This is a genomic window from Kibdelosporangium persicum, assembly GCF_013280595.1.
Classification (GTDB): Bacteria; Actinomycetota; Actinomycetes; order Mycobacteriales; family Pseudonocardiaceae; genus Kibdelosporangium; species Kibdelosporangium persicum.
Window position 1 is genome coordinate 43,269 of the sequence record NZ_JAAATY010000018.1, and the last position, 26,941, is coordinate 70,209.

Below are 26,941 nucleotides of genomic sequence, written 5' to 3' on the forward strand. Positions count from 1 at the left end.
TCCGATGATCCGGATGAAGGCGGTAGACAAGTTCTTCGGGCCGTTGCATGTCCTCAAGGACATCAACCTCGAGATTCCCAAGGGCGAGGTCGTCGTCGTGCTCGGCCCGTCGGGTTCGGGCAAGTCGACCCTGTGCCGGGCGATCAACCGGCTGGAGCCGATCAACGAAGGTGTGATCGAGGTCGACGGCAAGCCGCTGCCCGCCGAGGGCAAGGACCTGGCCAGGCTGCGTGCCGACGTGGGCATGGTGTTCCAGTCGTTCAACCTGTTCGCGCACAAGAGCATCGTCGACAACGTGACGCTGGCCCCGATCAAGGTCCGCAGGGTCGCGAAGGACGAGGCCCGCAAGCACGCGATGGAGTTGCTCGAGCGGGTCGGCATCGCCAACCAGGCCGACAAGTACCCGGCTCAGCTGTCCGGCGGGCAGCAGCAGCGTGCGGCCATCGCCCGGGCACTGGCGATGCGCCCCAAGGTGATGCTGTTCGACGAGCCGACGTCCGCGCTGGACCCGGAGATGGTCCAGGAGGTGCTGGACGTGATGACCAGCCTCGCCAAAGAGGGGATGACCATGCTGGTGGTCACCCACGAAATGGGTTTCGCCCGCAAAGCAGCCGATCGGGTGATTTTCATGTCCGACGGCGAGGTGGTGGAGGACTCCACTCCGGAGTCGTTCTTCACCGCGCCCAAATCCAACCGGGCGAAAGACTTCCTTGGCAAGATCCTGACCCATTGACGATGGACAGCGGCGCCTCCTTTCGCAGGGACGGGGTGCCGTGTGGAACAGCAGAGCAGGAGAAAAAAGACGATGAGGGTTCGTACCCTGGCAGTAGGCCTGATGGTCGGCGGCCTCGCGCTGACCGCGTGTGGCAAGGAAGGCACCCCGGGTGACGCCGGTGGCGCCACGCCGCCGCCCCAGGACGTCGCCACGAACGTCACCGTGGCCGGTTCGCCGACGTTCGACCAGATGAAGCAGCGCGGCAAGGTCATCATCGGCGTCAAGGAGGACCAGCCGGGACTGGGCTACAAGGACCCGACCACCGGCAAGTACTCCGGGTTCGACATCGAGATCGCCAACCTGGTCGCCGCCAAGCTGGGCTTCAAGCCCGACCAGATCGAGTACAAGGCCGTCGCGTCGGCCGGCCGTGAGGCCGCCATCGCCAACGGCAACGTCGACTACTACGTCGGCACGTACACCATCAACGCCAAGCGCAAGGAGCAGATCTCCTTCGCCGGCCCGTACTTCACCGCCGGCCAGGACCTGTTGGTGCGCAAGGACAACACCGACATCACCGGCAAGGACACGCTCAAGGGCAAGAAGGTCTGCTCGGTGACCGGCTCGACCCCGATCCAGCGGGTCCGGGAGCAGAACCTGACCGAGCCGGGCAACATCGTCGAGCTGCAGAACTACTCGCAGTGCGTCACCCAGCTCGACCAGAAGCAGGTCGACGCGGTGACCACCGACGACGCCATCCTGAAGGGCTACGCCGCCCAGGAGCAGAACAAGTTCAAGGTCGTCGGCAAGACGTTCTCCGAGGAGCCGTACGGCATCGGCCTGCCCAAGACCGACAAGGCGTTCAAGGACAAGGTGACCGAGGTCCTGCAGACCGCGCTGGACGACGGCACCTGGCAGAAGATCTACGACAGCACGCTGGGCAAGTCGGGCTCGCCGGCCACCAAGCCGGTTCTCGACAAGTCCTGATCCGTAAGTCCGTACCCGGTCGGTGGTCGCACGGCGGCCACCGGCCGGTCCGCGTCAGAGCTGGCGGGAGCCGATGAACGTCCTGTTGGAAAACGTCGACCTGTTCCTGAACGGGTTCGGCAACACCATCAAGCTCTTCCTGATCTCCGGGGTGCTGTGCCTGATCCTCGGCGTCATCCTGGCGATGATGCGGGTCAGCCCGGTGCCGGTGTTCCGGGCGTTCGGCACGGTGTACGTCACGGTCGTCCGCAACACACCGCTGACGCTCGTGTTCTTCTTCTTCGCCTTCGCGTTCCCGCTGCTGGAGATCATCGACCGGAACGACTACGACTTCTTCATCGCGGCGGTCATCGCGCTGACGCTCTACACCGCGGCGTTCGTGTGCGAGGTCGTCCGGTCGGGCATCAACACCGTCGCGGTGGGACAGATCGAGGCGTCCCGGGCGCTCGGCCTGACCTTCGGCCAGTTGCTGTCCAGCGTGGTGCTCCCGCAGGCGACCCGCTCGGTGGTGCCGCCGATGGTCTCCACCATGGTGGCGCTGCTGAAGAACACCACGATCGCCGCGGGTTTCTCGGTCGCCGAGGCCGGCGCGATCCGTGACTCGCTGTCCGAGGACGGCTACAACGTGATGACCGGCCTGCTGTGGGTCGCGTTCTTCTTCGTCGTCCTGGTGGTTCCGCTGACGCTGCTGCAGCGCAGCCTGGAGAAGCGTTGGAGTGTGGCCCGATGAGCGCATCCGCTCTGTTCGACCTCCCGGGGCCGAAAGCCCGGATGCGGTACCGGATCTACGCGGTGGTGGGCGCCGCGCTGATCGTCGGCGCCATCGCGTACGTGATCTACCGGTTCATCGACGCGGGCCAGTTCGACGCGCAGGTCTGGGAGTGGATCCAGTACGAGCAGATCCAGACCGACCTGCTGACCGCGTTGGGCCGGACGCTGACCGCGTTCGCGGCCGCCGCGGTGCTCTCGCTGATCTTCGGCGCGATCTTCGCCGCGGGACGGCTGTCGGACCACGCGATCTTCCGCGTGCCGTCCATGGTGATCGTCGAGCTGTTCCGGGCGATCCCGGCCGTCATCCTGATGTTCATCTTCCACTACGGCATCCAGCTCGGTGACCCGTTCAACTCGGTGGTCGCCGCGCTGACGCTGTACAACGGATCGGTGCTCGCGGAGGTGTTCCGCGCGGGCATCCTTTCGTTGCCACGCGGGCAGAGCGAGGCCGCGTACGCGGTGGGCATGCGCAAGACCCAGGTGATGATGCTGGTGCTGCTGCCGCAGGCGCTGCGGGCGATGCTCCCGGCGATCATCAGCCAGCTCGTGGTCGTGCTGAAGGACACCGCGCTCGGCTTCCTGATCACCTACGAGGAGCTGCTGTACTACGCACGTCTGCTCGGTGGTGTGGCGCAGTTCGGCCGTCCGCTGATCCCGCTGACGATCGTGGTCGCGGCGATGTACATCGTCATGTGCCTGTTGCTCTCGTGGCTGGCGAACTACCTGAGCAAGCGGGAACGCAAGAGCAAGAAGCACATCGAACCGGAGGGCAAGGGCCCGGTCGGCGAGGACACCACGTTCGCGGGCGCACCCGCGGGCGCGACCCTGTAGCTCACCCGGTAGGTAGCTCACCGACGAAGGGCGCACCAGTGCGGAACCACTGGTGCGCCCTTCTCGTCGACAGGGGTCGCCGCCCGCCCCCAGCGCCGTTGCTGGGAGCAGGCGACGGGGGTGATCAGCTCTTTTTCGACGAGCGGCGGAACAGCTTGTTGCCCAGCCACACGACCGGGTCGTACCGCCTGCCGGCCACTCGTTCCTTCATCGGGATGAGCGCGTTGTCGGTGATCTTGATGTGTTCCGGGCAGACCTCGGTGCAGCACTTGGTGATGTTGCAGTATCCGAGGCCGTGCTCGTCCTGCGCGGCGTCGCGCCGGTCGGCGGTGTCGAGCGGGTGCATCTCCAGCTCGGCCACCCGCATCAGGAACCGCGGCCCGGAGAACGCTTCCTTGTTCTCCTCGTGGTCACGGATGACGTGACACGTGTTCTGGCACAGGAAGCACTCGATGCACTTGCGGAACTCCTGCGAGCGCTCGACGTCCACCTGCTGCATCCGGTACTCGCCCGGCTTGAGGTCCGGCGGCGGCGTGAACGACTGCACCTCGCGGGCCTTGGTGTAGTTGAACGACACGTCCGTCACGAGGTCACGGACGACCGGGAACGTCCGCATCGGCGTCACGGTGATCACCTCGTCCTCGGTGAAGGTCGACATCCGCGTCATGCACATCAGCCGCGGCTTGCCGTTGATCTCCGCCGAACACGACCCGCACTTGCCGGCCTTGCAGTTCCAGCGGACCGCGAGATCGGGTGCCTGCGTGGCCTGCAGCCGGTGGATGATGTCGAGGACGACCTCGCCCTCGTTCACCTCGATGACGTAGTCCCGCAGCTCGCCGGACTCGTCGTCACCCCGCCAGACCCGGAATTGCGCTTTGTACCCCATGTCAGGCATTCCTTCCCGGGTGCGCGGCCAGCTCCTCGTCGGTGTAGTACTTCTCCAGCTCACCGATCTCGAAGAGCTCGAACAGCTCCTGGCGCATCGGGATCTGGGGCTGCTCCACCACTGACACGTCCGTACCGTCAGTCGAACACACCAGCAGCTTGTTGCGCCAGGTCGCGTTCATCGACGGGTGGTCGTCGCGGGTGTGCCCGCCACGGCTCTCCTCGCGCAGCAGCGCGGCCTTCGCCACGCACTCGCTGACCAGGATCATGTTGTACAGGTCGATCGCGAGGTGCCAGCCGGGGTTGAACTGGCGGTGGCCCTCCACCGCGATGTTCGGCACCCGGGACTTGATCTCCTCGATCTTCTCCAGCGCCTGCCGGATCTCGTCGGCCTTGCGGATGATGCCGACCAGGTCGTTCATCGACTGCTGCAGCTCGGAGTGCAGCGTGTACGGGTTCTCCTCGACGCCGTCGCCCTGCGGGTCGAACGGCCGCACCGCCTTCTCCGCCGCGGCGTCCACATCGGACTGCGCGACGGCCGGGCGCTCGGCGAGCGAGTCGACGTAGTCGGCCGCGCCCATGCCGGCCCGGCGCCCGAACACCAGCAGGTCGGACAAGGAGTTGCCGCCCAGGCGGTTCGAGCCGTGCATGCCGCCGGCGACCTCACCGGCCGCGAACAGGCCCGGGACCTTCGCCGCGGCGGTGTCCGGGTCGACCTCGACGCCACCCATCACGTAGTGGCAGGTCGGCCCGACCTCCATCGGCTCGGCCGTGATGTCGACGTCCGCCAGTTCCTTGAACTGGTGGTGCATCGACGGCAGCCGCCGCCGGATCTCCTCGGCGGGCATCCGGCTGGAGATGTCGAGGAACACGCCGCCGTGCGGCGATCCCCGGCCCGCCTTGACCTCCGAGTTGATCGCGCGGGCGACCTCGTCGCGCGGCAACAGGTCCGGCGTGCGCCGGTTGTTGTCCGGGTCGGTGTACCAGCGGTCGGCTTCTTCCTCGTTGTCCGCGTACTTGTCCTTGAAGACCTCGGGGATGTAGTCGAACATGAAGCGCTTGCCGTCGGAGTTGCGCAGCACGCCACCGTCACCGCGAACGCCTTCGGTGACAAGGATTCCCTTGACGCTCGGCGGCCAGACCATGCCGGTCGGGTGGAACTGGATGAACTCCATGTTGATCAGCGTCGCGCCCGCGCGCAGTGCCAGCGCGTGCCCGTCGCCGGTGTACTCCCACGAGTTCGACGTGACCTTGAAGGACTTGCCGATCCCGCCGGTGGCCAGCACCACGGCGGGCGCCTCGAACAGGATGAACCGGCCGGACTCACGCCAGTAGCCGAAGGCCCCGGCGATCCTGTCGCCGTCCTTCAGCAGATCGGTGACCGTGCACTCCTGGAAGACCTTGATCTTCGCCTCGTAGTCGCCGGTCTCCTTGTGGTCTTCCTGTTGCAGCGACACGATCTTCTGCTGCAGCGTGCGGATCAGCTCCAGGCCGGTCCGGTCGCCGACGTGCGCCAGCCGCGGGTACTCGTGCCCGCCGAAGTTGCGCTGCGAGATCCGGCCGTCCTTGGTGCGGTCGAACAGCGCGCCGTAGGTCTCCAGCTCCCACACGCGGTCCGGGGCCTCCCTGGCGTGCAGCTCGGCCATCCGCCAGTTGTTCAGGAACTTCCCGCCACGCATGGTGTCGCGGAAGTGCACCTGCCAGTTGTCGTTGCTGTTGACGTTGCCCATGGAGGCGGCCACGCCACCCTCGGCCATCACCGTGTGGGCCTTGCCGAACAGGGACTTGCAGACCACGGCGGTACGCAGACCGCGTTGCCGGGCCTCGATCGCGGCTCGCAGACCGGCACCGCCGGCCCCGATCACGACGACGTCGTACGTGTGCCGCTCGACCTGGGTCATGAAGAAATCCTCTTTCTCAAACGAAACGCAGGTCGGAGATCGCACCACTGGCCACGAGCATCACGTACAGGTCGGTGAGCATCAGCGTGCCGAGAGTGATCCATGCCAACTGCATGTGCCGGACGTTCAGCTTGGAGACGAAGGTCCAGAGTTTGTACCTGACCGGGTGGGCGGAGAAGTGCTTGAGCCTGCCGCCCGCGATGTGCCGGCACGAGTGGCAGGACAACGTGTACGCCCACAACATGATCACGTTGATCAGCAGGATGACGTTGCCGAGTCCCATGCCGAAACCGCCGTCCGGCGAGTGGAACGCGACGATCGCGTCGTAGGTGTTGATGACCGCGACGATGCCCGCGACGTAGAAGAAGTAGCGGTGCACGTTCTGCAGGATCAGCGGGAAGCGCGTCTCACCCGAGTACTTCGCGTGCGGCTCGGCCACCGCGCACGCGGTCGGCGACTGCCAGACCGAGCGGTAGTAGGCCTTGCGGTAGTAGTAGCAGGTGAGCCGGAAGCCCAGCAGGAACGGCAGGGCCAGGAAACCCATCGGGATCCAGCCGGGCAGTTCGCCTATCCACTCGCCGAAATGCGCGGAGCCCGGCACGCACGACTCGCTGATGCACGGCGAGTAGAACGGCGTCAGGTAGTGGTAGTCGTCGACCCAGTACCACTCACCCATGAATGACCGGACGGTCGCGTAAATGACGAACGTCGCCAGGCCGAGGTTGGTGATCAGCGGCGGGAGCCACCACCGGTCGGTGCGCAAACTGCGCACCGGGATCCGCGCCCGGCCCGGCGCGTTGATTCCAGCGGTCATCAGTCCTCAGTTCGGTTTTGACTTCTTTGTCTAGTCGTCGTGGCGGACGAACTCGTCGTCGGTCCCGCGCCACATCGCCGGGTCGTACGGGGTGTCCGGCACGACCACGACCTCGTGCTCGGAAACCTGGGGGCGGCGCGGCATGGGTGTCTCGGGCTCGCTGCGGAAGTCGCAGGTGTCGATATCCAGCCGCTCGACGTCGTTGACGAGCCTGCGCACAGCGGGGATGTCGCCGTACTTGGCGCGCAACTCGCCCACGGCCTGCTTGACCTGCCCGATAGCACGCTGCAGCTCCGTGATGTCGCTCATCGACATGACCCGACTCCATTCACCGTCTCGAACACACGTCAGCTACTTCAAGACGTCCTGGTCGGCCCTGTCGCCCTCGGGCCGGTTGGTGGTGGACGCCCTCTGCCGCCGACTGTGCCGCGCCGGTGACCTTGTGACAAGTACCACAGGACATGATCCGCTCTGTGACCGGATCAACACCCCTCCGCCTCGCCCTGGATCGATCCCTGTGTTCGACGTCACCGAGCCCTTTCGCGACACGACGAACTTGCTTGTGACGACGGGCACACTTCTTGCCCCCAAGCTGGGGACAAGCTCGGGCTTTGCCCACAGGGTGGAACGGTCAGCCATATGTTGAGAAGATCACAAGAGGGCCGCGAAGCCGCTGCGGAGACCGATAATCGGGGGTCTGACACCCCTCGCGGCGACGCCGGCCAACGTGTTCGCGCGACACCTTCCACGAGGCACTTTCCGAAGAGCGACACCGAACTGTTTGACTATCCGTAACTGGATCGATACCGAGCAGTCGCCCTGCAGATGGCCAACCGGCTCGGACCCACCCCAGACCTCACCCCGATTTTTCTTAATCGATTTTGATCCGTGGCCGCCGGATGACTACGTTGTGCCTTGTCACCACCGTGTGCGACGCCAGCGTTGCCGTCACCACCGAACGGGAGGCCGCAATGCACACGAATCTCCACCGCGTCGTCGGCGACGTCACGCAACGTATTGCCGAGCGCAGTGCACGTACCCGTCAGGCTTATCTCGACCGGGTACGGGGCATGGCGACCGACGGCCCAGCACGGGCCGGGATGGCCTGCAGCAACCTCGCGCACGGCTTCGCCGCCTGCGACGGCCCGGACCGCCTCGCCGTGCGGGGACTGACCAAGCCGGGCGTGGCGATCGTGTCCTCGTACAACGACCTGCTTTCCGCTCACCAACCGCTGCACGAGTACCCGGACTGGCTGAAGGACTCGGTGCGCGAGGCAGGCGGAGTCGCTCAGTTCGCCGGTGGTGTGCCCGCGATGTGCGATGGCATCACGCAGGGCCGCGCGGGGATGGAACTGTCGCTGTTCAGCCGTGAGGTCATCGCGATGGCCACGGCGATCGCGTTGTCCCACGAGATGTTCGACGGTGCCCTGTTGCTGGGCGTGTGCGACAAGATCGTGCCGGGCCTGCTGATCGGCGCGCTGTCGTTCGGGCACCTGCCGTCGATCCTGGTGCCCGCCGGCCCGATGACCTCCGGCCTGCCGAACAAGGAGAAGGCCCGCGTCCGGCAGCTGTTCGCCGAAGGCCGGGCCACGCGCGACGAACTGCTTGCCGCCGAGTCGGCGTCCTACCACGGCCCGGGGACGTGCACGTTCTACGGCACGGCCAACTCCAACCAGATGGTTGTCGAAGTGATGGGCCTGCACTTACCGGGCGCGAGCTTCGTGCACCCGCACACGCCGCTGCGACGTGCGCTGACCGAGGAAGCGGGCCGTCAGATCGTGCGGCTGACGCAGACCCGTGGGCAGTACACGCCGATCTCGGAGATCGTGGACGAGAAGTCGATCGTCAACGGCCTGGTCGCGCTGCTGGCCACCGGCGGCTCGACGAACCACACGCTGCACCTGCCCGCGATCGCCGCCGCCGCGGGAATCCAACTGACCTGGGACGACTTCGCGGACCTGTCCGCGGTCGTGCCGTTGCTGGCCCGCGTGTACCCCAACGGCAGCGCGGACATCAACCACTTCCACGCCGCCGGCGGCGTGCAGTTCCTGGTCAACACGCTGCTGGACGCCGGGATGCTGCACCGGGACGTCCACACGGTCGCGGGCGGCGGTCTCGACCTGTACCGCCAGGAACCCGTACTGGAGAACGGAAAGCTGATCTGGCGCGACGGCCCGACGGAGAGCCTGGACACCGATGTGCTGCGCGGTATGGACGACCCGTTCGAGCCGGACGGTGGGCTGCGGATGCTGTCGGGCAACCTCGGCCGCGCGGTGATCAAGGTGAGCGCGGTGCGGCACGAGAACTGGGTCGTGGAGGCGCCCGCACGCGTTTTCGAGAACCAGGAACAGCTTTCCGCGGCCTTCAAGGCGGGCGAGCTGGATCGTGATGTCGTTGTGGTGGTGCGCAATCAAGGCCCACAGGCGAACGGAATGCCTGAGCTGCACGGGTTGACGCCCGCGCTCGGCGCCCTGATGGACCGTGGCCACAAGGTCGCGTTGGTGACCGACGGGCGGATGTCCGGGGCGTCCGGCAAGATTCCCGCCGCCATTCAGGTCTCGCCGGAGTCGGTCGCGGGCGGTCCGCTGGCACGACTGCGGGACGGTGACGTGATCCGGCTGGACGCCGGACACGGCACGCTGGACATCCTGGCGGATCCGGCGGAGTTCGCTTCGCGGTCCATTGTGGAGACCCAGCGCCCGGCGTGGGAGGGTACCGGCAGGGAGTTGTTCGGTGCCTTGCGCAACGCTGTCGGCCCGGCCGAGCGCGGCGCCACCGTGTTCTCATCGATCTGAGGAGCTGGATTGACCACCACTGCGGAACACCTGCTGGACCTGTCGCCGGTCATCCCGGTCGTGGTGATCGACGACGTGGAGCACGCCGTCCCGGTCGCCGAGGCGCTGCTGGCCGGTGGCGTCCCGCTGATCGAACTGACCCTGCGCACGCCGGTCGCGATCGAGGGGATTCAGCGAATCCGCAAGGAAGTCCCGGACATCCTGGTCGGCGCGGGCACGGTGACCTCACCGGAGCTGGCCGCCCGAGCCGCCGACGCGGGCTCGTCCTTCCTGGTGACGCCAGGCTCGACGGACACGGTCGTCGACGCGTGCGCGGCAACGGGATTGCCGTTCCTGCCCGGCGTGAGCACGGTGACCGAGGCCATGCGGATGGCCGAGCGCGGCTTGACGGCGTTGAAGTTCTTCCCCGCTGAGGCGTCCGGTGGCGTCGAGTATCTGAAAGCGCTCGGCGGACCGTTGCCCGGACTGCGGTTCTGCCCGACCGGGGGAATCTCGGCCGGCACGGCGTCCACCTACCTGGCGCTGCCGAACGTCGGCTGCGTCGGCGGGTCGTGGCTCGTGCCGAAGTCCGCCTTGTCGGACAACGACTTCAACCGCGTGAAGGCCCTGGCCGAGGCGACTGCCGCGCTGCGCTGAGGTTCACTCGAAGGTGTCGAGGAGGTCGGTCTCGTCGCCGGCGTTGGCCAGTTCGTCCTTGACGACCCGGTACGCCAGGCCCTGGGTGTAGCCCTTGCGGGCGAGCATGCCGACGAGGCGACGGATCTTGGTCTGCTGGTCGGCGGACCGCATCGAGGGCAGCTTCTTGCGGACGAGTTGGCGCGCGCGGTCCTCTTCGGCTTCTTCGTCGACAGCGGCGACGGCCTCGGCGGCGGTGTCGTTGTCCACGCCACGACGACGAAGCTCGACGCTGAGGGCCTTGCGTCCCATGCCCTGATAGGTGTGCCGGGACCGGACCCACATCTCGGCGAACGCCTTGTCGTCGATCAGGCCGACCTCGTCGAGCCTGCCCAGCACCCGCTCGGCCACCTCAGGCGCGATTTCTTTCCGCAGCAGCGCCTTGTACAGCTCGGCGCGGGTTCGTGGCCGGGCAGTGAGCAGCGTCAGACAGACGTCCTTGGCGTGCGCTTCCGGGTCACGGTCCATCTCGGCGGTTTTTCGCTGACGACGCTGCTCGCCGTCAGGTGTCGTCCGTGATCGCCGCGGCTTCTGGTCACCGCGCCGCCGCGATCGCCCGCGGCCTTCCGCGGCGGGCGAATCCTCGACGCCGGTCGACTGACCGCGCAGGTCGGCAGTCTCATCGTGCGAAGAGTCCGCCGCCGGCCGCCGCGCGGAACGTTTCGGCTCCCGGCGCCCGAGCTGGTCCTGCGCCGAAGCCTCGGCCAGCCGAGCGCGCAACTGGTCCAGTCGCGCATCCCGCGAAGCCGCTTGGGAGGCCTCGGTCATTCCGGCACCCGGCTGAACATCCCGCGAAGCCGGAGCAGCCTGAGGCTTGGGCCGGGCCTGCGAGGACTTCGCCATCTGGTCACGCAGGTCGGCCACCACCGCGTCCGCGCTCTGCGACGCATCCCCGAGCCCAGCCGAAGGCCCGGCGATGTCCGTCTTCTCACCGCCGGATTGGGCATCCCGCCCGGCCTTCGGGGCCACGTCTGGCCCCGAAGGCCGGTGAGCGGGATGTGTCGGCGTCGGCGGGGTCGGTTCTTCCCCGGCCCAAGGGTCGATACCCGGGTCCGCCGGTGCCTGGGCTCGCTGGTCCGTCACCCAGTTCTCGAGCCACGTCAGATCGCCAGAGCGTTCCGGCATCAGAAGTCGACGGGGGCGGGCGCCGCTTCCTCGGCGTCAAGCTTCGGGCCGATCCCCATCTTGTCCTGGATTCGCTTCTCGATGTCGTTGGCGACGTCCGGGTTCTCCCGCAGGAACCGGCGGGCGTTCTCCTTGCCCTGGCCGAGCTGGTCGCCCTCGTAGGTGTACCAGGCACCGGACTTGCGCAGGATGCCCTGGTCGACGCCCATGTCGATGAGCGAGCCCTCACGGCTGACGCCGTGGCCGTACAGGATGTCGAACTCGGCCTGCTTGAACGGCGGGGCCACCTTGTTCTTGACGACCTTGACCCGGGTGCGGTTGCCGACCGGCTCGCCGCCGTCCTTCAGGGTCTCGATCCGGCGCACGTCGAGCCGGACCGACGCGTAGAACTTCAGCGCCTTGCCACCGGTGGTGGTCTCCGGCGAACCGAACATCACGCCGACCTTCTCGCGCAGCTGGTTGATGAAGATCGCGGTGGTGCCGGAGTTGCTCAGCGCACCGGTGATCTTGCGCAGCGCCTGGCTCATCAGCCGGGCCTGCAGACCCACGTGGCTGTCGCCCATCTCGCCCTCGATCTCGGCGCGCGGCACGAGGGCCGCGACGGAGTCGATGACCAGGATGTCCAGCGCGCCGGAGCGGATCAGCATGTCCGCGATCTCCAGCGCCTGCTCACCGGTGTCCGGCTGGGAGACCAGCAGCGCGTCCGTGTCCACCCCGAGGGCCTTGGCGTACTCGGGGTCGAGCGCGTGCTCGGCGTCGATGAACGCGGCGATACCGCCCGCGCGCTGGGCGTTGGCCACCGCGTGCAGGGCGACGGTCGTCTTACCGGACGATTCCGGGCCGTAGATCTCGACGATGCGGCCGCGGGGCAGGCCGCCGATCCCGAGCGCGACGTCCAGGGTGATGGAGCCGGTCGGGATGACTTGGATCGGCGCACGCGCCTCCTCACCGAGGCGCATGACCGAGCCCTTGCCGTACTGCTTGTCGATCTGGGCGAGGGCGAGCTCGAGTGCCTTGCCCCGGTCGGGTGCTGCTGGTGCCATCTGAAGTCCACCTCGTTGGGTCGAGCGGTCTGTGTCGGAGGAGACGCTACGGGTGGGGACCGACAATTTCGGGGGACCGCCGATCCCGGTGCCCCGACATCGTAGCGAACACCTGTTCGAGCCGCCGGGGCGACACGCCGGTCAGCGCCTCTCCCTGGGGACGCCGAAGTCGTCGCAGACCGCGCGCCAGATCTCCTTCGGCTCGACACCTGCCTCCAGGGCCTGGTCGACGGTACGCCCGCCGAGCGCGCCCAGCACGTGGTCACGAGCGAGCATCTCGGCCCGGACCGCGCCGAACTCGGTTGCCATCAGATTGCGGAAGACCGTGGTACGCATCAGCGACTAGGTTAGTGAGGGTGGAAGCCCCGAGCGGAATCGAGTCGGTGGGCCTGACGGTCCTGTCGATCGCCAGCGTGGTCGCCGCGCTGGTGGTGCTCATCCTGTGGTACCGGAACCAACGCAGGCGCTGAGACGGATCGGAGCGGACCGTTGCGCTACATGATCATCATCAAGTCCGACGAGGAGACCGAGGCCGGCCGGGTGCCGTCCGAGGACGAGTTCGCCGAAATGGCGCGGTTCAACCAGGAGATGGCGGACGCGGGCGTCCTGCTGGCCGCCGAGGGCCTGCTCGACAGCCACAAGGGTGCCCGGGTGCGGCTGTCCGGCGGCAACACCACGATCACCGACGGCCCGTTCACCGAGTCCAAGGAGCTCGTCGCGGGCTTCTGGATCATCCGGGCGGACTCGCTGGAAGAGGCCATCGACTGGGCGAGCCGGGTGCCCAGCCCGCCGGACGTCGAGACCAACCTCGAGGTCCGCCAGGTCGCCGAGGCGTTCGAGGACTACGCCGAGACGTACACCGAGGAGCTCAAGCAAGGCGAGGACAAGCTCAGGGAGCAAATGGCCGAGAACCAGTGAGCTGACCGATCTCCGTGGTCGGCGGCACCGTGGTCACCGCCGACGACGGTCGGGGCGTCGTGGATGGCGTCGAACCACCGGACAACGCCACGGTGGAGGCACCGCCCGCAGCGTTGTGCCGCACAGTCAGTTCCCCTGTCCGTTTGCCGGATTGGGCCGGTTTGAACTGCACTCGGACCCGGCAGCTCTTCCCCGGTTCCAGGCTGCCACCCGACTGCTTACACGTGCTACTCGTCCAGACGATCTTGAATTCCTTGGCGTGAGGTCCGCCGACGTCGTCGAATCCGGAGAGTTCGAGAGTCGCCAGGCCGGTGCTCCTGACGGTGATCTCGCCACACATACTCGCCACTCCGACTTTCGGCGACCCACAGGTGACGGATTCCGCGATTCCGATGGCGGCTCCCTCGGCGACCGGCTGCGGCACAACCGGTTTCGGCTTCGGTGGATCGACCGCATCCTTGGTGAACGGAAAAGTATTCTGTGTCTCTCCGGAAACGGACTTGCCCCTGATGTCGTCCAGCAGCTGGAACCCACCGAAGTTGACGATCAGCGCGCCACCGCCGAGCAGCAGCACCATGACCGCTTTCGCGCCGGTCGCGGCTCCGGCCTCGCTGCCTGCCAGGCCGAACGCGGCGAGCAGGGTGACGACGACGGAACCGAACAGCGTCAGCCAGGGGCTGCCGCTGAGCAACGACGTGATCACGGTCCCGCTCATCGTGCCCGCGAGGGTGAGCAGGAATCCCAGGACAGTGAAATTCCGGGCGTTCCGCAGATCTTCCTTGACGGAGTGATGTGCCGCCGGCGTGTGCGCGTAAGACATCCCGTCTCCCCCTCTGAGACAGATTTGTTCTCAGGCGAGAGTCCGCCGGCGAAGGAACCGCGTCAAGTCGATTCGCCCCATGGGGCAGCCGGAATGTCCTTCCGGGAATTCCCTGCGAAGTCATCGCGGAGCGTTTTCCCGGTGTGACGCTGCTGTGCTCGGTAAAGCCGTGGCCGTCATGCGGTCAGGTACCGGGCTGGACGTTCTTCTCCCAGTAGTTGGCGATGTCGTCGGGCGTTCCCGCGTCCCGCAACTGGACCTTGCTCAGCACGCCGAGCAGCGGCCGGTCCTTGACCGTGAAGACGAGTTTGCCGGTTCCGTTGCTGACCGCGGCCCGGTACTGCCCGGTCAGGCCGTTGCCCTTCCAGTCGGCCTGCACCATGTCGCCGCCGAGCGAGTTGATCACGGCGCGTGCCTGCTTGTCGGCCTCGTCGTTCGACGTGGCGTGCAGGTACGAGACCTGGTAGTCGTCGCTGAGGGTGCAGGTCGCGGTCAGCCCGGCGCCCGCGTCGATCCCGCTGCTCTCCACGCCGGACTTGCACGTGTTGCCGTCCGGCACGCTGCCCGCCAGCTGTCGCAGGCAGGAGGTGAAGCCCTTGTCGTCCTTCTCCCCCACCGAGGCGCAGTCCTCCGCCGAGGGCGTGCCACCGCCGTCCGGGAGCAGGTAGAACCCGCCGACCGCGGCCAGGGCCACGACGACCAGCGCCGCCACCCCGATCAGCAGCTTGCGGTTCGGTTTCCTCTTCGACGCCGCCGGGGTCAGCGTCGGGAAGTTGCTGGGCAGCGGCGCGGGCTGGGGTGGCTGCTGCGCCGGAAAGCCGCCGCTCGGCGGGGTCGGCGGCCGGAAGTTCGGCCGCACCGGCGACAGGGTCGCGGTCGGCTGGTCCTCGGCCAGCGCGGCCGGAACGGGACTCTGCACGGTCTGCGTCTGGGTACGTGCGCTGATGCCCTCGCGTGGCACGTGGTGCGCGCCCAGCGCCACGGCGGTCTCCGGCTGGTCGAGGCTCGTGGGCACGACCCGTAACTGCTCCGCGATCAGCGTCGCCACCAGCGGCATCCGGCTCGATCCACCGACCAGGTAGATCCCGAGCAGCCGGTCCGGAGTCATCCCGGTCGACCGGATCGTCCCGGCGAGCAGCTCCACGCTGCGCAGCAGGTTCGGCCGGACCAACGCCTCCAGCTCGGCCCGCGTGACGAGCACGTCGTCGAACGGCTCGGGCATCGGCACCTCGGTCTGCGGATGCCGGGACAACGCTTCCTTCGCGGCCTTCACGTCCTCACGCAGCGAGCGCTGCGCACGCCGGTCCGCCGTGGTCTCCGGGCGCAGCAACCGCTGCCAACGCGCGGGGTCGCGGTGCGAGACCTCGCGGCCGACGTGTTCGAGCAACGCCTGGTCGACGTCCAGACCACCCAGGTCGGGCAGGCCGTCCTCGGCCAGGACGGTGAAGCCGTTCTGGGTCGCGCCGACCACGGCGATGTCGAACGTGCCCGCACCGAGGTCGTACACCGCAAGCGCTTTCCCCGGCGCCAACGCCTGCCCTGGGAACGACGCGAAATGCGCGGCCGCGGCCACGGGCTCCGGCACGAGAACCAAGTTGTTGCCCAGGCCGGCGAGCCGTGCCGCCGCCATCAGGACGTTGCGCCTCGTCGGCCCCCATTGGGCCGGGTGCGTCAGCCGGACCTCGTCCGGTTTCGCGCCACCGAGTTGACGCGAGGTCTCTTCGCCGACGCGGCTCAGCACCGCGGCGAGCGCGTCGGTCACGGGCACGATGTTGTCGCCGAGCAGCAGCGTGCCTTCGTCGACCCGGCGCTTGGGGTTGGGCTCGAACCGGGACGGGTCCAGCCGCGCACGGCGCTCGGCGTCCCGGCCGACCAGCAGGTTCCCGTCCTCGCCCGCGAACACCGCCGACGGCATGGTCGCCGATCCGTCGACCTCCACCACACGCGGCGGCCGCCCATGGGCGGACAGCACGGCCACGGTGTTCGACGTGCCGAGGTCAACTGACAGGACGCGCACTGATCTCCCCTTTGATGCGACCGGATGGTCGGCCCAGATGCTGCCATGCCGAGTGGTCCGGATGGGTCCGGGTTGACTTTATGCTCATTGTGAGCACGATGGTGCTCACAATGAGCAATCTCCGCGTCCTCGTCATCGGCGACGACCTGACCGGCAGTAATGCGACCGGCGCGTTGTTCGCCCGGTTCGGGATGCACACCATGACTGTGCAGGGCACTACTGCCCTGCCGGACATCGAAGCGCTCATCGTCAACCTGGGGAACCGGCACGCGCCGCCGGACGAGGCCAGGGCCGCGGTCAAAGCGACCATCGCGGCCGCGGGCGACGTGCCGCTTGTCGTCAAACGCGTCGATACGACCCTGCGCGGCAACGTCGGTGCCGAGACCGATGCCGCCATCGAGGCGCTGCGTGTCCGGGCGCTTGTCGTGCCCGCGTTTCCCGACGCCGGACGGGTGACCGTCGGCGGGCTGCACCTCGTCGACGGCGTGCCGCTGGCTCAGACAGCGGCCGCACGAGATGCACTCAATCCGGTGAAGTCTTCGCGTGTGGCGACGATCCTGCGTGCCGGGACCACCCGATCGATCACCGAGATTCCGCTGGATGTCGTAGAGCAAGGTGCCGAGGCGATCGCCGGAGCGCTCCGGGCCGGCAGTGAGATCGTGGTGTGCGACGCGACCCGCAACGCACACCTTCGGGTGATCGCCGAAGCGGCGGCACAGGTGTCGAAACACTGGCTGTCGGTCGATTCCGGCCCGTTCGGCGTGCGTCTGGCCGCCGCGTTGGGCATCGCCCCCGGTGACCAGCCGCGGCCGCCGGTGTTCGCCGTGATCGGCAGCATCACCGCGATCACCGCGGAACAGATCCACGAGACCGAGCAGACGCTCGGCGCCCGCTACGTCACGGTGACCGGAACGGAATCACCCGAAGAGGTGGTCGCCCAAGTCGGCGCCCTGCTCGACCAGGACTTGGAAGTGGTCGGCGTCCGCACCATGGCCGCGGCACTGGACCGGCGGCTCGCCGCGAAACTGCCGGAGACGCTCGCCGAGGTCACCAGACTGGTGCTCACCAGGCACCGGATCAGCGGCCTGTACGCGACCGGCGGCGACATCGCCACGGCGATCACCTCGGCACTGAACACCGACGGATTCGTGATCGACGACGAGGTGGTACCACTCGCCGTGGTCGGCAGGCTCGCGGGCGGCCCGTTCAACGGGCTGCCGTTCGCCACCAAAGGCGGCCTGATCGGCGACCACACCGCGGCGGTGGCCTGTATCGAACGGCTGAGAGGAAGCACATGACCAAGCCCCTGCTCGCGGTGACGCTCGGCGATCCGGCCGGGATCGGCCCGGAGATCACCGCGAAGACCCTGGCCGCGCCCGAGGCCACGGACACCGCCCGTCCCCTGGCGGTCGGGGACGCGCCCGTGCTGCGCCGCGCGATCGACGTGCTGGGCCTGGATGCCAGGGTCAACGCGGTCTCCTCGGTCGCGGACGCGAAGTTCGAACCCGGCACGATCGACATCCTCGACCTGGGCATCGCACCCGGTGACCTGCCGTGGGGCGAGGTGAACGCGACCGCGGGCAAAGCGGCCGTCGCCGCGATCGAGGCGGCCACCGAGGCCGCGCTGCGCGGCGAAGTGGACGCCGTGGTGACGTCACCGATCAACAAGGAGTCGATCTGGGCGGCCGGGTCGAAGCACCTCGGCCACACCGAGATGCTCGGCGAGCTGACCGGGTCGGACCGGTTCAACACCATGTTCTGGGTCCGTGGCCTGCGGATCTTCTTCGCCACCCGGCATCTGTCGCTGCGCGAGGCGGTCGAGCAGATCACCCGGCCGAACATCGAGCACGCGATCCGCGAGGCGTACACGGCGTTGCGCGTGTTCGGCAACGATTCGCCCAGGCTGGCGGTCGCCGCGCTGAATCCGCACGGTGGCGAGGGCGGCAAGTTCGGCGACGAGGAGATCGTCGCGATCGCGCCCGCGGTGCGGGCCGCGAAGGCCGACGGGCTGGACGTGCACGGCCCGATCCCGGCCGATTCGGTGTTCCACCAAGGACTTGAGGGCCGCTACGACGGCGTTCTCTCGCTGTACCACGACCAGGGGCACATCGCGTCCAAGACGGTGGACTTCCACGGCACGGTCTCGGTGACCGTCGGTCTGCCGATCCTGCGCACGTCCGTCGACCACGGCACAGCCTTCGACATCGCCGGGACGGGCCGCGCCGAGCACGGCACGATGGTCGCCGCTTTCCGCGCGGCGGTCGATCTCGCTCCGTACGCACCACGTCTGCGTGAGGCCTATCCCGGCAAATGAACGCGCGAGAACGCCGGGCGCGGCTGCTCAACGAGGTTCGCGGCGGGTCGGGTCACATCCACGAACTGGCCGACCAGTTCCGGGTCTCCCCGTCCACGATCCGCCGCGATCTCACCGCGCTCGAACGCGACGGGCATGTCGTTCGGACATACGGCGGCGCGGTGGAACGCGGCGTGCGGGAGAAAGACGCGCGAAACTCCGCCGAAAAGGAGGAAATCGCCAGGAACGCCGCGGCGGTGATCGAGGACGGCGAGATCGTCGTGCTCGACGCGGGCACCACCACCGGCAGGCTGGCGGCGCACCTCACGCACCGCAGGCTGACCGTCGTCACCAACGGCCTCACCGCCATCCTCGCGCTGGCCGAGAGCCCGACCGTGGAGTTGATCATCCTCGGTGGACGGTTGCGGCAGCCGAACGCGGCGATCATCGGCGCCACGGTGAGCGAGCAGCTGCGGCACATCGGAGCCGATCGGGTGTTCCTCGGCACCGATGGGCTGCATCCGCAAAAAGGTCTGTGTTCACCGAGTCTCGAACAGGCGCACCTGAAGCACACGATGCTGCATAGCGCACGACACGCATACGTGCTGGCTGATCATTCCAAGATGGGCCAGGAACCGTTCTCCTACTGGACTCCCCTTGACAGGCCGTACACCGTGCTGACGAACCAGCCCGTGATCTGACCGAGACATCCCCTGAACCGGACGCACACGATTGCCCGTATGAACGGTGCAGCCGCCAAGAGACGGGAGTGATCGCGTGCGACACGGCCACAGTGTGGACACCAGCTTGTTCCAGCGTGCGGCGCACAGCCCGTCATACTTCGAGCTGATCCGGGGGATGGGCGACGGCGGCAGGCAGATCGCGGACTTCTGCATCCCGTGCAACCCGTACTTCCCGACGCCGGAGATGTTCGGTGAGCTGGCCAAGAACCTCGAGATGGTGCTGAAGTTCTACCCGAGCGACGCGGGCACCATCGCGGGCAGGCTCGCCCGGATCCTCGGGCTCAACCCGGCGACCGTCGCCATGTCGAACGGCTCCACCGAGCTGATCACGTGGATGGACCACCTGTGGTTCAAGGAAAGCGTGGCGGTGCCGATCCCGACCTTCGGGCGGTGGACCGACCAGCCGCTGGAGACCGGCAAACGCGTCGACATGTACCCGTTGCAGGAAAGCAGCGACTTCAACCTGAGCATCGACGACTACGTCAAGTTCATCCGGAAGCGTAAATCCCGGGTCGCGGTGCTGTGCAACCCGAACAATCCCGACGGCGGCTACCTGCCGCGCCGCGAGATCGTCCGGTTCATGGACGAGCTGGCCGACCTCGACCTCGTGGTGATCGACGAGTCGTTCATCGACTTCGTCGAGGTGGAACGGCATCCCTCGGTGGCGACGGACGCGACGATCCGCCCGAACGTGGTGGTGCTCAAGAGCCTCGGGAAGAACTTCGGCCTGCACGGCATCCGGTTCGGCTACCTCGTGGCCAACCCCGCGCTCGCGGGCAGGATGGCCAAGACCTTGCCCAAGTGGAACCTGAACTCGCTGGCCGAAACGGTCGTGTTCATGCTGGAGGAGCACGCCGCCGACTACGCGGAAAGCCTGCAGCTACTGGCCCGCGACCGTTACCGGATGGGCATGGAACTGGCCAGGAACCCGGATCTGACGGTCTACTCGTCGCAGGCGAACTTCCTGCTCGTCAAGCTGGCGGCGACCATCGACGGGCTGGCGCTGCGGGACTTCCTGTTGCAGCGCCACCAGGTCTTCATCCGCGAATGCGGCAACAAACTGGGAATGAGCAGCCAGTTCGTCCGCCTGGTGGTGCGTCCGGAACAGGACGTTCAGCGTCTGGTCGAAGGACTGCGTGCGTTCACCAAGACCCGATGGGAGCACGACCATGCCACCCCTGCCCTCGTCCACAGCGTGTCCTGACGACTGGACCGAACTGGTCGACTACATCGAGGTCTTCCGGCGCACACGGCGTTGACGCCGCACAGGTTTCTCGGGTGCCGCTGGTTCGGCGGCCGGCGGCACCCGAGCCCCGTCACACCGGACGGCGGGTGCGGCGCCACGCGATCACGATCAGCGCGACCAGGCCGAACAGCGGGATCGTGCTGATCGCCCAGCTCAGCCCGAGCGGCGGTCCCGGCTGCTCCATCACCTTGAGGTTGCGCAGTTCACCCGTTCCGGTACCCGCGGGTCCTTCGATGTCGAACCGCATGGTCCAGTCGCCGGGCTCGGGCAGGCTGTACACGTCCAGGCCCCAGACCTCGCGCTTGCGCGGGTGCCGCGCGAGCCGTTCGCCCTCACGCTCCTCGCCGAGGCTCAGCATCACCACACCTGCCTTGCCGGTGATGCCGTCGTCCGGCGCGAACGTGAAGTCCAGGGACTGCATGGCTTTCAGCGGCCACGTGCTGAAGCCGACGGTCACGTTGTACGGCCCGGCTTGCACTTTCTCGGTGTGCACGATGTTCACCGGCTCGTACGCCGAAGCCGGTGCCGCCAGCCCGAACAGCAGCAGGATGGCGGAGAGCAGGCACAAGGCGGTCTTACGCATGGCTCGTTTCCTTTGCTGGAGCGAGGTGTCGCAGCATCTGCCCGAAGCGCCTGCCGAGCAGCCCGGCGAGGGCGCCGAACACGGTGCCGAGCAGGACCGTGAAGACGTAGGGAGTGGTGTCCGGCAGGGAAGCGCCGTACACCAGTGACGTCTGCAGCGGCGCGCAGACCGTGACGATCAGGCCGCCGACGGCACCGGCCACGGCAGCGGGCAGTTTGCGCAGAAGCTCGACGGCCACTGCCACGATCAGCAGGCACATCGGGATCATCGACGGCAGAGCCGGGACACCGTCGACGTAGTCGCGCACCGGCAACCCGGTCGCGTCGGCGTACACCTCCGCGGCCCAGGGGGAGAACCACCAGAACACGGCTTGCAGCACCGCCACGACAGCCGCGACGGCAAGCGCGCCTCCGCGGCGACCGACCGCTCCGGCACCCATGAGCAGGATCAACACCGACATGAACGCGACGCCGACATCCACTGAGTCGACCGTGCCGCGAGGCAAGGCCTGGAGGCCCAGCACAGTGACCATGCTGAACGACAGCAACACGGCAGCGCTGCCGATCGTGCCGAAGAGGCCCCAGCGGTGTTCGCGCGCGGTCGCGAAGACCATGACCGCGCCGACCATGGTGATCGAGACCGAGAGCAGCAGCCCGATGTGCGGCGGCGACGCGATCACCGCGTCGAAGCCGTACAAGCCGTGCCACCACTGGTCCCACAGGCCGTACAGCAGGAAGGACGCCGCGCCGATGCCGGAGATCAGGTAGCCGACCGGCGCGGCGAACGTCCGGCCGAACACGCCGACCGCACGCCCGCCCACGATCGGATCTGTTCGCTGGCCACGCCGTTGCGCGGCCGTGGTCATCAGAACCACGACCAGGCTCGCGATTCCGGCGACGGCACTGCCGGAGTACAGGAACAAGTGCGGCATCGTGAAGAACGTGTCCGGCCCGACGTCCGAGTGCCACTGGATGTCCCAGGTGAGGCCGACGAGCGAGAGGAACGTCCCGCCGAGTACGAAACTCGCGGGCACCAGGCCTTTCGGCACGCTCCTGGCTTCGGCGGCCACCGACGCGGTCAGGTCCATTGATCCACCCCTTTCAGGTGAGCAGCAGGGGGACGACGACCCGGTCGGTCCCCAGCGAAACGGTTACTTCCCACTGACCCGCCATCGGCAGGTCGACGCTGTCCACGCGGTAGCGCCCAGGCTGGTGCGGCGACGCGGTGACCGGGCTGAGGGCGTGACCCATCTGCGGCATCGCCGGTTCGATCGTGACGTCGCCGGTCGCGGGATTGCCTGCCCGGTCGGTGATTTCGATGTCGAGTGAGTTGACGCCCTGCTTGAGCGGCTGTGCGGAGACTTTGAAGCTGTAGCGCTGCGAGTCGGCGACAAGCTGGTGCGTGTCGCCGGATCTCGGCCACAGCAACAGCGCGGCCACGGCGACGATGGCCACGCCCAGTGCGGTCAGGAGAATTTTCATCCCTGCACCCCTTGGGGAACTTCGACGACTGCCGGCACGGTGAGGACCGTGTAGTCGCGCTCGACCTGAATCCACACCAGATACCGGCCGGGCAACGGGAAGGAATAGGTGAACGACACGTCGGGGCCGTACGCGGCGACGCTCTCGTCCGGTTTGTCCGGCATCCCCGGTGTGGGCGGGATCATCGCGTGGACGTGCGCCCAGATCGGGGCTGCGCTGGACGTCGCGGCCGGGGTCTGGCTGTCGGTGACGGGTCCGACGACGATCATGTGGCCGAGCATGCCCAGCCACGGCTGCAGATCACGGGTACCGAACTTCGCGGTGATCGTGCTCGGCGAGCCTGCCGCGCGGATCTGCGTGGTCAGGTCCGCCTTTCCTTCGTTCGTGTGAGATTTCCCTTCGCCTGTCACCGTTATGGATGAACGCAGCAGTTGCACTCCCCCGCCGCGCCGGGCGATCTCGGCGGCGATCGCGTGCACGCCCGGTTCCGGCTTGAGCCGCGCCCGGAATTCGCCCGGTGCGACCCGGATCGGGTGCAGGTGCTGGAGCCGGCCGCTCGGCGAAATCACCACAAGGTGTATGAACGCGTTGTCGTGCACCAGAAGGTCGTCGACGGGACGGCCGGACGAACCATCGGTCAGGCTCAGCGTGAGGTCGTTGCCCGTGATGCTCGGTACCAGGTTCACCGGCGGCCGCGAGAAGTCCACTATGGACGTTCGCTGGTACGGGTCGTTGACGTTGTCGAACGTCGGATCGAGGTCCTCGCCCGGTGCCGGTGGCTGCGGGATCATCGGCGCGAGCACGGCGGCCGTCACGGCGACCGCGAGCGCGGCGATCATCCCGCCAGCGGGCACGATGGCCAGCCCGGTCCGTCCCCTGACGCCCAGCACCAGAGCGACGACCAGGAGCAACCCGGCCGCGACGAACCCGCCGTAGGTGGCGTTCTCCCATGGGGACGACACGATCGCGGGGACGACGAACGGGATCGTGGCCTCGTCGACCTTGAGCTCCCACGGACCGGCACGGTCCACGTGGACCGTGCCGGAGTAGAAGCCCGGTGTGCCACCGAGTTCCACCTTCGTCGTACTGGTGGGCGATCCGGCGGCGCCGGCGCTCACCGTGACCACGCCGGGCGGTGATCCGGCGTGCGTCACCAGATCGATGTGCACCGGCCCGGGGACCTCGGCGACCCGGCGGATGATCACGGTCAGTTCGCGATCGCCCAGGGTCTGCGCCACGTGGATGTCGGCGCCCGTCTGGGCACCGTCGGCCAGCGCCGGAGCGGTGATTCCCAGCAGCGTCCCCAGCGTGAACAGCACGATCGAGAGAGTTCGCATCGGCATGGATGCAACCAGGAAGCGCCCCGCGTTTCGTCCTTTCGCGGGTTGAATCCGCGTCCCCTGCACGGGGGATACGGACCCCCGAGAAGAAGGAGTGCCCCGGCCGCGCGATGCGGCAGGATGCCAGACGATGCTCCCCACCAGTGTGTCCTTGAAACGCCAGTCATGGCTGGTCGCTGCTGTGTGCATGGTCGCCGACGGCACGGCTGTCGTGCTGTACGGCTGTCACACGTGGCAGAACTGGCTGACGCTCGTGATGACGCTCGCTGTCGACGCGGCGCTCGCCGGACCTGCCCGTCTTTCGGGCTATGTCGCGTTCGCGCACGCGGCCGTCCCCCTCATGGCGATTTCGGTCGGCGACTGGACTCCGGCCAACGACGCGGGGATGTTGATCGCGGGCTACCGGGCGGGAGCCTGGTTGCACGGCGTACCGGCGGTCGCGTCCCTGATCGTGTTGGCGGCGAGTCTGCTGCTCTGCGGGTGGATCGAGAGCGGCGACCCGAGCCGGGGCATCGTCATGATGGGCAAAGCCGCGGTCCTGCCGTGGCTGGTCGGCCGGTACACCACCGCTCGGCGCGCGTACCTCGCCGAACTGGAACGGCGTTCGGAGCTGGAACGGCGTGACGCGCGGGAAGCCGTGGCCAAGGCGATCGCGGAAGAACGCAGTTCCATCGCGCGTGACCTGCACGACGTGATCGTGCACCACGTCAGCGCGATCGGGGTGCACGCCGGAGCGGCACGGCTGGGCCTGCCCACGGGCAACACGAGGCTGGAGTCCTCGTTGCGGTCTGTCGAGACCGCCAGCCGCGCGGCCATGGTGGACCTGCGTCATCTGCTCGATCTGCTGCACGGCGACAACTCCGAAGGGGCGCGTCAGCCCGGGCTGGACAACCTCGACGAACTGTTCGAGGGCGTGCGAGCGGCTGGTTCGCCCGCGCGCCTGACCGTGTGCGGGGTTCCGCAGGGCATCTCGGAGTCGTTGAGCGTAACGGTGTACCGGATCGTGCAGGAGATGCTGACCAACGCCTTGCGGCACGGTGATTCCACCGGGGTGGCGGTCACACTGGAGTACGGGCCGGATTCGCTGACCGTGACGTCGGTGAACAAGGTCGGCACCGAGCGGGAGCCTGCGGGAGTGGTCAGGCGAGGCCTGGCCGGCATCCGCAACCGGGCCGGTATGTTCGCCGGCCGGACCACTGCCGGCCTGGAGCCGGACGGCGAGACGTGGCGGACGAGCGTGAGGTTCCCGGTATGACACTGCGAGTGTTGCTGGCCGACGATCACGCCATGCTGCGATCCGGCATGCGCGCGATCTTCGACACCCAGCCGGACCTGGAGTGTGTCGCCGAGGTGGCCGACGGCCGGGCCGCCGTCGCCGAGGTGGCCCGGCTGCGCCCGGACGTGGCGGTGCTGGACATCCGGATGCCCAGACTGGACGGGCTCGGCGCGACCGAGGAGATTCTCGCCGACCAGGACAACCGCACCAAAGTCGTCCTGCTGACGACGTACGACAGCGACGAATACGTGTACCGGGCGTTGCGGGCCGGGGCCAGTGGCTTCCTGCTGAAGTCGTTGCCACCCGAAGAGATGATCTCCGCGATCCGGGTGGCCGCGCGCGGTGACGCGCTGATCGATCCTTCGGTGACACAACGCCTGATCGCGCGGTTCGCGGTCGGCATCACGCCGCCGGTCACCCCACCGGAACTGGACCAGCTCACCGCCCGCGAACGGGAGGTGCTGCAACTGATCGCGGCCGCGTACAGCAACGCGGAGATCGCCGCGAAGCTGCACGTGGGCGATGAGACGGTGAAGACCCACGTGTCACGGGTGCTCGCCAAACTCGGACTGCGCGACCGTGTGCACGCCGTGGCCTACGCGCACCTCAACGGACTGGTGACCGGACGGCATCCTCTTCCACCGGGGTGAGCCCGGCCTGCTTGCCGTCCCGCTCACAGCCCTTCGCCAGAACCCGCATGGCGCCTTGCTTTCGCAGAGGACCGTTCGCGGCCACCGTTCTCCGCTCACAGCGGAATCGCTACAAGCGAACAGGATTGTCACCCGACAGGGGGAAGCCAGCGAAAATCCCAGAATCAGAACGCTGGGTGCGACCATGGCGCGGTGACCGTGCCGAGTCGACCGACGTTCCTGCGCCGCAAACTGGGCGCGAAACTCCGGCGAATGCGCGAGCAGGCCGGACTCTCCCTGGACGAGGCAGCATCCCGGCTGGACAAGACGCGCAGTGCCCTGCACCGCGTCGAGACCGGCGAGACGAGAGTGGACGTGCACCTCGCTCGCTCGATCATGGACGTCTACGACATCTTCGACACCACATTGCTGGACGAGGTGCGCCAGGCTTTCAAGCCGCCCTGGCACTGGGCATACGGCATCAAGCGGCGCGGATATGTCGACGCCGAGACCGAAGCCGCACGCGTCCATGAGTACGTGGTGCTTGATATGCCGGGCCTGCTGCAGACCAAGGCATACATGCGGGCGCTCTTCGCCGGTGGCATTCCCCGATCCGAGCAGGTGATCGACCGGGACATCACCGTCCGCACCATTCGCCAGTACCGGCTGACTGACCCTGACCGACCGCTCGAACTGGTTGTCGTCGTTCATGAAGCGGCACTACATCGCGAACTGGGCGGCCGAGAGGTGATGCGGGCACAACTGTGGCACTTGATCGAGATGTCCCAGCTCACCACTGTGACACTCCAGGTTCTTCCACTCAGCCAAGGCGCGCACCTCGTCCCCAACGCGCCCTTCTTCGTACTGAGCTTCGCTGACGAGGAGGACCCCGAACTACTGCACGTCGAACATCCAGGTGGCTCCATCCAGACCGAGGAACCCGCGGAGGTACAAGCCGCTAAACTCGCGTTCGAGCAGGCGCAATCCGTTGCGCTGAGTCCCGCCGATTCCATCGCTTTGCTAGAGCGGTTGGCCGTCGAACTGTATGGCTTGTGA

At 67.6% G+C, this 26,941-nt stretch carries 27 protein-coding genes; 14 read left to right on the forward strand and 13 right to left on the reverse strand.

What is annotated here, in order from left to right:
* The first annotated feature begins 4 nt into the window (after positions 1-4).
* The 4 genes from GC106_RS28215 to GC106_RS28230 all read left to right on the forward strand — a co-directional run bounded on the left by GC106_RS28215 (position 5) and on the right by GC106_RS28230 (position 3,301).
* On the forward strand, positions 5-733 hold the full coding sequence (locus tag GC106_RS28215) for an amino acid ABC transporter ATP-binding protein (RefSeq protein ID WP_173137153.1): 729 nt from the start codon (positions 5-7) through the stop codon (positions 731-733).
* Positions 734-805: 72 nt separating this feature from the next.
* Positions 806-1,699, forward strand: a complete 894-nt coding sequence (locus GC106_RS28220) for a glutamate ABC transporter substrate-binding protein (RefSeq protein WP_173136859.1) — start codon at positions 806-808, stop codon at positions 1,697-1,699.
* Between the two features lie 73 nt (positions 1,700-1,772).
* On the forward strand, positions 1,773-2,429 hold the full coding sequence (locus GC106_RS28225; RefSeq protein WP_173136861.1) for an amino acid ABC transporter permease: 657 nt from the start codon (positions 1,773-1,775) through the stop codon (positions 2,427-2,429).
* Positions 2,426-3,301 carry an amino acid ABC transporter permease gene (locus GC106_RS28230; protein ID WP_173136863.1) on the forward strand — a complete coding sequence of 292 codons (876 nt, stop codon included), beginning with the start codon at positions 2,426-2,428 and terminating at the stop codon, positions 3,299-3,301. Before GC106_RS28225 ends, GC106_RS28230 begins: the two co-directional genes overlap by 4 nt.
* Positions 3,302-3,425: 124 nt before the next feature.
* Here GC106_RS28230 and GC106_RS28235 read toward each other — a convergent pair whose 3' ends face one another.
* From GC106_RS28235 to GC106_RS28250, 4 genes are read right to left on the reverse strand one after another with little or no spacing between them, the layout of a single operon-like run.
* Entirely contained in the window at positions 3,426-4,187 is a 762-nt protein-coding gene (locus GC106_RS28235) for a succinate dehydrogenase/fumarate reductase iron-sulfur subunit (protein ID WP_173136865.1), read from the reverse strand.
* A 1-nt stretch (position 4,188) separates the two neighbouring features.
* Entirely contained in the window at positions 4,189-6,087 is a 1,899-nt protein-coding gene (locus GC106_RS28240; protein WP_173136867.1) for a fumarate reductase/succinate dehydrogenase flavoprotein subunit, read from the reverse strand.
* A 16-nt stretch (positions 6,088-6,103) separates the two neighbouring features.
* Positions 6,104-6,901 (reverse strand): succinate dehydrogenase subunit SdhC, encoded by a 798-nt coding sequence (sdhC, locus tag GC106_RS28245; protein ID WP_173136869.1) that lies wholly within the window; start codon positions 6,899-6,901, stop codon positions 6,104-6,106.
* 30 nt (positions 6,902-6,931) lie between these two features.
* Positions 6,932-7,216: an Rv0250c family protein gene (locus GC106_RS28250; RefSeq protein WP_173136871.1), complete on the reverse strand. Its 285-nt coding sequence runs from the start codon at positions 7,214-7,216 to the stop codon at positions 6,932-6,934.
* A 656-nt stretch (positions 7,217-7,872) separates the two neighbouring features.
* On the opposite strand from GC106_RS28250, the gene edd reads away from it, so the two are divergent.
* Together edd and eda are read left to right on the forward strand one after the other, a co-directional pair.
* Positions 7,873-9,696, forward strand: coding sequence for a phosphogluconate dehydratase (gene edd, locus GC106_RS28255; RefSeq protein WP_173136873.1), 1,824 nt, complete (start codon positions 7,873-7,875; stop codon positions 9,694-9,696).
* A gap of 9 nt (positions 9,697-9,705) precedes the next feature.
* Positions 9,706-10,332, forward strand: a complete 627-nt coding sequence (gene eda, locus GC106_RS28260; protein ID WP_173136875.1) for a bifunctional 4-hydroxy-2-oxoglutarate aldolase/2-dehydro-3-deoxy-phosphogluconate aldolase — start codon at positions 9,706-9,708, stop codon at positions 10,330-10,332.
* A gap of 3 nt (positions 10,333-10,335) precedes the next feature.
* Here the strand turns inward: eda and GC106_RS49765 are convergent, their stop codons facing one another.
* The 3 genes from GC106_RS49765 to GC106_RS28275 form a co-directional block, all read right to left on the reverse strand.
* Positions 10,336-10,839, reverse strand: a complete 504-nt coding sequence (locus tag GC106_RS49765; protein WP_217281080.1) for a regulatory protein RecX — start codon at positions 10,837-10,839, stop codon at positions 10,336-10,338.
* 656 nt (positions 10,840-11,495) lie between these two features.
* Complete coding sequence (gene recA / locus GC106_RS28270; protein WP_173136876.1) at positions 11,496-12,539, reverse strand: recombinase RecA; 1,044 nt, start codon at positions 12,537-12,539, stop codon at positions 11,496-11,498.
* Between the two features lie 141 nt (positions 12,540-12,680).
* Positions 12,681-12,875, reverse strand: coding sequence for a DUF3046 domain-containing protein (locus GC106_RS28275; RefSeq protein ID WP_173136878.1), 195 nt, complete (start codon positions 12,873-12,875; stop codon positions 12,681-12,683).
* A 162-nt stretch (positions 12,876-13,037) separates the two neighbouring features.
* Between GC106_RS28275 and GC106_RS28280 the strand changes: the two genes are divergently transcribed.
* On the forward strand, positions 13,038-13,457 hold the full coding sequence (locus GC106_RS28280) for a YciI family protein (RefSeq protein ID WP_312872902.1): 420 nt from the start codon (positions 13,038-13,040) through the stop codon (positions 13,455-13,457).
* On the opposite strand, the gene GC106_RS28285 is transcribed toward GC106_RS28280, so the two are convergent.
* Positions 13,429-14,277: a hypothetical protein gene (locus GC106_RS28285; RefSeq protein WP_173136882.1), complete on the reverse strand. Its 849-nt coding sequence runs from the start codon at positions 14,275-14,277 to the stop codon at positions 13,429-13,431. The two genes, GC106_RS28280 and GC106_RS28285, sit on opposite strands and share 29 nt — an antisense overlap.
* Positions 14,278-14,461: 184 nt before the next feature.
* Positions 14,462-16,294, reverse strand: coding sequence for an Hsp70 family protein (locus GC106_RS28290; protein WP_173136884.1), 1,833 nt, complete (start codon positions 16,292-16,294; stop codon positions 14,462-14,464).
* Positions 16,295-16,404: 110 nt separating this feature from the next.
* Here GC106_RS28290 and GC106_RS28295 point away from each other — a divergent pair, with 110 nt between their 5' ends.
* The 4 genes from GC106_RS28295 (at position 16,405) to GC106_RS28310 (ending at position 20,534) form a co-directional block, all read left to right on the forward strand.
* Positions 16,405-17,592 (forward strand): four-carbon acid sugar kinase family protein, encoded by a 1,188-nt coding sequence (locus GC106_RS28295; protein WP_173136886.1) that lies wholly within the window; start codon positions 16,405-16,407, stop codon positions 17,590-17,592.
* On the forward strand, positions 17,589-18,608 hold the full coding sequence (pdxA, locus tag GC106_RS28300; protein WP_173136888.1) for a 4-hydroxythreonine-4-phosphate dehydrogenase PdxA: 1,020 nt from the start codon (positions 17,589-17,591) through the stop codon (positions 18,606-18,608). The genes GC106_RS28295 and pdxA overlap by 4 nt, the downstream gene beginning before the upstream one ends.
* Entirely contained in the window at positions 18,605-19,288 is a 684-nt protein-coding gene (locus GC106_RS28305; protein WP_173136890.1) for a DeoR/GlpR family DNA-binding transcription regulator, read from the forward strand. The genes pdxA and GC106_RS28305 overlap by 4 nt, the downstream gene beginning before the upstream one ends.
* 76 nt (positions 19,289-19,364) lie before the next feature.
* Positions 19,365-20,534 carry a pyridoxal phosphate-dependent aminotransferase gene (locus GC106_RS28310; protein ID WP_312872903.1) on the forward strand — a complete coding sequence of 390 codons (1,170 nt, stop codon included), beginning with the start codon at positions 19,365-19,367 and terminating at the stop codon, positions 20,532-20,534.
* Between the two features lie 112 nt (positions 20,535-20,646).
* On the opposite strand, the gene GC106_RS28315 is transcribed toward GC106_RS28310, so the two are convergent.
* The 4 genes from GC106_RS28315 to GC106_RS28330 are packed head-to-tail and all read right to left on the reverse strand — an operon-like array spanning position 20,647 to position 23,977.
* Positions 20,647-21,159, reverse strand: a complete 513-nt coding sequence (locus tag GC106_RS28315) for a hypothetical protein (RefSeq protein WP_173136892.1) — start codon at positions 21,157-21,159, stop codon at positions 20,647-20,649.
* Entirely contained in the window at positions 21,152-22,246 is a 1,095-nt protein-coding gene (locus GC106_RS28320; RefSeq protein WP_173136894.1) for a hypothetical protein, read from the reverse strand. The genes GC106_RS28315 and GC106_RS28320 overlap by 8 nt, the downstream gene beginning before the upstream one ends.
* A gap of 13 nt (positions 22,247-22,259) precedes the next feature.
* Positions 22,260-22,640 carry a FixH family protein gene (locus GC106_RS28325; RefSeq protein WP_173136896.1) on the reverse strand — a complete coding sequence of 127 codons (381 nt, stop codon included), beginning with the start codon at positions 22,638-22,640 and terminating at the stop codon, positions 22,260-22,262.
* Positions 22,637-23,977 carry a DUF8832 domain-containing protein gene (locus GC106_RS28330; protein WP_173136898.1) on the reverse strand — a complete coding sequence of 447 codons (1,341 nt, stop codon included), beginning with the start codon at positions 23,975-23,977 and terminating at the stop codon, positions 22,637-22,639. Before GC106_RS28330 ends, GC106_RS28325 begins: the two co-directional genes overlap by 4 nt.
* 133 nt (positions 23,978-24,110) lie before the next feature.
* Here GC106_RS28330 and GC106_RS28335 point away from each other — a divergent pair, with 133 nt between their 5' ends.
* The 3 genes from GC106_RS28335 (at position 24,111) to GC106_RS28345 (ending at position 26,941) form a co-directional block, all read left to right on the forward strand.
* Positions 24,111-25,235: a sensor histidine kinase gene (locus GC106_RS28335; protein WP_173136900.1), complete on the forward strand. Its 1,125-nt coding sequence runs from the start codon at positions 24,111-24,113 to the stop codon at positions 25,233-25,235.
* Positions 25,232-25,906, forward strand: coding sequence for a response regulator (locus GC106_RS28340; RefSeq protein WP_173136902.1), 675 nt, complete (start codon positions 25,232-25,234; stop codon positions 25,904-25,906). The genes GC106_RS28335 and GC106_RS28340 overlap by 4 nt, the downstream gene beginning before the upstream one ends.
* A gap of 198 nt (positions 25,907-26,104) precedes the next feature.
* On the forward strand, positions 26,105-26,941 hold the full coding sequence (locus tag GC106_RS28345; RefSeq protein WP_312872919.1) for a helix-turn-helix domain-containing protein: 837 nt from the start codon (positions 26,105-26,107) through the stop codon (positions 26,939-26,941).